The following is a 4,897-nucleotide window of genomic DNA, read 5'->3' on the forward strand; positions in this document are numbered from 1 at the left end:
AATAGGAAATAGCTCACTATAAAAAAGATGAAAGCCGTAAATCAGCGTAGTTTCTGTTTTACGGCGTTTCAATCAAAAGTAGTAATAAAAGAGGGTTGTTTGATATTTATTTCGCTTGTGTTAAGCTAAAGTTGTTGAAATTTTCGATTAAATAATTGTCTCCTTTCTCTACATCTACAATAGCATATTTTGCAACGCTACATATTTGCATTTCGTCCAGAGTTTTCACCAAATTATTATAAGTTGAACTACTGGTTGGTTTTACAATTACAGTTATACTTTCTCTTGATTTCTTAAGCTCAGACAATTGATCTTTGAACTGTTCTTCTGAAATCTCTTTTTTATATCTTTTATCTTTTAAATCCTTAACCTGTTGAGCTACATCTCCATTTCTCTTTAGGAGAACGTTTCTAAGCCCATTTTCCGATAAATCGGTCTTTTCCAAGAAGGCAGGATTATCATACTTAGGTTTTCCCCAGTAATAAAATACTTGGTCATTCTCACTCAAGAGCAATGTAACCGTTTTAGACTCTGGAGTTTCATTGTCGTTTCCATCAACCGTAGCCTTTGTAGGCATCACTATATCCATCACTTGAGGTGCGGAAAGTGTTGTACACAACATGAAAAACGTTATTAGCAACATATTCATATCCACCATTGGGGTGAAATCAACACGAAGATTCTTTTTTGCAGGTTGCGCTTTCTTCTTTTTGCCTCCATTATCGGAGTTTGTATTCATTTCAGCCATGACGATAAGAATTAAAGTTGTTTATAATTCGCTTGTCTACATTATAGAGTAAAATCAGATTAGAATTCCATAAAACATGAGAAGAAAAAATAGAGAAAAAAGCGAAAAAACATTCTTTTTTCAAATAATCAATTACACATCAACAGATTACAACAGATCAAAATATTCAAAGGAAATACTCGTTCAGATATTATAGATACATAAAATTATGAAATATAATTGTTGAAGAGAAATAGTCGAATCAATAACTTATTAACAGAGATAAAATATATTCTTTATAGCATCATTATAATGTATAAATTACAGTTTGATGGATGCATAACTTATTTTATTGCACACTTTTGAGTGATAAGTGCAGTTTTTTTAAATATCATAACTTTTTATATCAAATTGATAATTTTAATAACTCCTTTTTTCGTCTTAATTGAAATGAAAGCTCTAAATTTGTATACCCTTAACGAAGGTTTAATATTACAATAGAATTCACTATAATTTTAAGATCGAAATTGGCTTCCAAGAACCAATTTTATCTTTGAACATTACATAAAAACACTATGGGAAGAGAAATCAAATTTAGTCTCGTTTATCGTGACATGTGGCAATCATCTGGAAAATATCAGCCACGTGTAGATCAATTAACACAAATCGCACCAGTTATTATTGACATGGGTTGTTTTGCTCGTGTTGAGACAAATGGTGGGGCTTTCGAACAGGTAAATCTTCTTTATGGCGAAAACCCTAACAAAGCTGTTCGCGACTGGACTGCTCCTTTCAACGAAGTAGGTATTCAAACGCATATGTTGGAGCGTGGTCTAAACGGCCTTCGTATGAATCCTGTTCCAAAAGACGTACGTCGTTTGATGTTTAAAGTAAAATGTGCACAAGGAACTAATATATCTCGTTCTTTTGATGGTTTGAATGATCCACGAAATCTAGAATTATCAGTTAAGTATGCTAAAGAAGCTGGGATGATTTCTCAAACAGCTCTTTGTATCACTCATTCACCAATTCACACGGTTGATTATTATGTAAATTTTGCAGATAAATTAGTTGACTTTGGAGCCGATGAATTCTGTTTAAAAGATATGGCTGGAGTAGGTCGCCCTGCATTTTTAGGTAAACTTACAAAAGCTCTTAAAGACAGACATCCCAATATACCTATCGAATATCATGGTCATACAGGACCCGGTTTCTCGGTTGCTTCTATGTTAGAAGTAGCACGTGCTGGTGCTGATTATCTGGATGCTGCTATCGAGCCTCTATCATGGGGTATGGTACACCCTGATATTATCACATTGCAAGCAATGTTGAAGGATGCAGGATTTTCTGTGCCTGATATCAATATGAAAGCTTATATGGAAGCTCGTGCATTGACACAATCTTTCATTGACGATTTCTTAGGATACTTTATTGATCCATCTAACAAAATAATGACATCTTTACTTGTAGGCTGCGGTCTTCCTGGAGGAATGATGGGATCTATGATGGCCGACCTTAAAGGTATGCACTCTGCGATCAATATGGCACTTCGCAACAATGGCAAGGCAGAAGTTACATTAAATGACCTAGTGGTTCAACTTTTCGACGAAGTTGCTTATATATGGCCTAAACTAGGTTATCCTCCCTTAGTAACGCCTTTCAGTCAATACGTGAAGAACATTGCTCTTATGAACATCTTCTCGATGGCACAAGGACAAGCTCGTTTCTCTAATATCGACAAAGATAGTTGGAATATGATTCTAGGCAGAACAGGTACATTGCCAGGTAAACTGGATGATGAAATTATCGAACTGGCTAAGTCTAAAAATCTTGAGTTCTATACAGGAAATCCTCAAGAAGAATATCCAGATGCTCTTGATACTTATCGCAAAGAAATGGATGAGAACGGTTGGGAGTATGGTGAAGATGATGAAGAATTGTTCGAATTGGCAATGCACGATCGCCAATACCGCGATTACAAATCGGGATTAGCTAAAGAACGTTTCAATGCTGACTTGGAAAAAGCAAAAGCAGCAGCTGGAGCTCCAATCATCGTTACACGCCCTGTAGTTGAAATACCTAACTTCGATATAGAAAAAGTAACAGAAAAATATCCTGATGCTCAACCAGTACAAGCTCCTGTTTCAGGACAAGTAATCTGGCAGATTGATCTAGCTGACGAGTCTACTGCTCCTGTAGTAGGAACAACAGTTAAAGAAGGTGATATTATTGCTTTCATTCAAGCTTACTATGGTATTGAAGAAGTAAAAGCTTTGAAATCGGGTAAGATTGTTCAAATCGAAACAAAACAAGGTGCTAAGGTTCAAAAGAATCAAGTACTTGCATTTATCAACTAAGATAAATTTATATCCTATACTCACATAAGTTTATAGGGTTTATATAATAGTAAAAGCAGTAGGATTTTATCTTACTGCTTTTTTAAATTAAGAGGAGCAAACAATCAGCTTGTAAAATGAACCTTTTTCTATTATACAATTGTCTTTTTTGCTAACTTTGCAAATACTTAAGGTTACAAACCTTTCTATTGCTTTGGCTAGTACAGTAACCAAAGATAGTTACAGCTATGAGAGGCGGCAATAAACATTCAAATTACTCAAGAAAAGTTATAATAACACATGGCAAAAGAGCTTAAAGAACTGACTCCAAGAAGTCAGGATTACAGTCAATGGTATCTTGATTTGGTACTAAAAGCAGATTTAGCAGAAAACTCTGCTGTACGTGGATGTATGGTTATTAAACCATACGGATATGCAATTTGGGAAAAAATTCAACGTCAGTTGGATGATATGTTCAAAGAAACAGGTCACGAAAATGCATATTTCCCGCTTTTCATCCCCAAATCATTCTTAAGCAAAGAAGCCGATCACGTTGAAGGTTTCGCCAAAGAATGTGCTGTTGTAACTCACTATCGTTTAAAGAACGATCCTGATGGAAAAGGTGTAATAGTTGATCCGGAAGCAAAACTGGAAGAGGAACTTATCATCCGCCCAACATCAGAAACTATTATCTGGAATACATATCGTAACTGGATACAATCATATCGTGACCTGCCTATATTGGTAAATCAATGGGCTAATGTAGTTCGTTGGGAAATGCGTACACGCTTATTCCTACGTACTGCTGAATTTCTTTGGCAAGAAGGACACACTGCGCATGCAACAAAAGCAGAAGCAGAGGAAGAGTCTAAAAAGATGCTTGAGGTATATGGCGAATTTGCTGAGAAATATATGGCAATGCCAGTAGTAAGAGGCGTAAAATCGGCTTCGGAACGTTTTGCAGGAGCTATTGACACTTATACTATTGAAGCTTTGATGCAAGATGGAAAAGCCCTTCAATCGGGAACATCTCACTTCTTAGGACAGAATTTTGCTAAAGCTTTTGATGTGAAATTTACTGATAAAGAAGGAAAACAAGATTATGTATGGGCAACCTCATGGGGAGTTTCTACTCGCTTGATAGGAGCATTGATTATGGCTCACTCCGATGACAATGGTCTAGTGCTTCCTCCTAAATTAGCACCTTACCAAGTAGTTATAGTACCTATCTACCGTAGCGAAGAACAACTTGCTCAAATTAATGAGAAAGTAGCAGGAATAGTTTCTGCTTTAAAGAATTTGGGTGTCAGTGTAAAATATGATAACTCAGATAATAAGAAACCGGGATGGAAATTCTCTGAATATGAACTTAAAGGAGTGCCAGTTCGTTTAGCTATGGGTGGTCGCGATCTTGAGAACAACACTATTGAAGTAGCTCGCCGTGATACTTTGACTAAAGAAACTGTATCTTGCGACAACTTAGATGTGTATATCAAGAATCTTTTAAATGATATTCAAGAAAACATCTACAAGAAAGCGCTTGATTTCAGAGCAGCTAGCACAATCAACGTAGATACATACGAAGAATTTAAAGAAAAAATAGAAGAGGGTGGATTTCTTATGGCTCATTGGGATGGAACTCCTGAGACTGAAGAGAAAATTAAAAATGAAACCAAAGCAACCATCCGTTGTATACCTTTAGAAGGAGATAAAACTCCAGGTAAATGTATGGTAACAGGTAATCCTTCTACTCAACGAGTTGTGTTTGCCAGAGCATATTAAGCATATAAAGCTTTTTAATATACTCTTAAATATATAAAATAAGCGAAGCCCT

Annotated in this window: 3 protein-coding genes; 2 read left to right on the plus strand and 1 reads right to left on the minus strand. The window is 35.9% G+C overall.

Annotated elements, in window-relative coordinates; genetic code table 11:
• Positions 1–106: 106 nt before the first annotated feature.
• Positions 107–748 (minus strand): ExbD/TolR family protein, encoded by a 642-nt coding sequence (locus HGC4_RS11990; protein ID WP_050710379.1) that lies wholly within the window; start codon positions 746–748, stop codon positions 107–109.
• 554 nt (positions 749–1,302) lie between these two features.
• On the opposite strand from HGC4_RS11990, the gene HGC4_RS11995 reads away from it, so the two are divergent.
• Complete coding sequence (locus tag HGC4_RS11995) at positions 1,303–3,084, plus strand: biotin/lipoyl-containing protein (RefSeq protein WP_050710380.1); 1,782 nt, start codon at positions 1,303–1,305, stop codon at positions 3,082–3,084.
• Positions 3,085–3,363: 279 nt separating this feature from the next.
• Positions 3,364–4,845, plus strand: coding sequence for a proline--tRNA ligase (gene proS, locus HGC4_RS12000; protein ID WP_050710381.1), 1,482 nt, complete (start codon positions 3,364–3,366; stop codon positions 4,843–4,845).
• Positions 4,846–4,897 lie beyond the last annotated feature (52 nt).

Source organism: Dysgonomonas sp. HGC4 (genome assembly GCF_001261715.1).
Classification (GTDB): Bacteria; Bacteroidota; Bacteroidia; order Bacteroidales; family Dysgonomonadaceae; genus Dysgonomonas_A.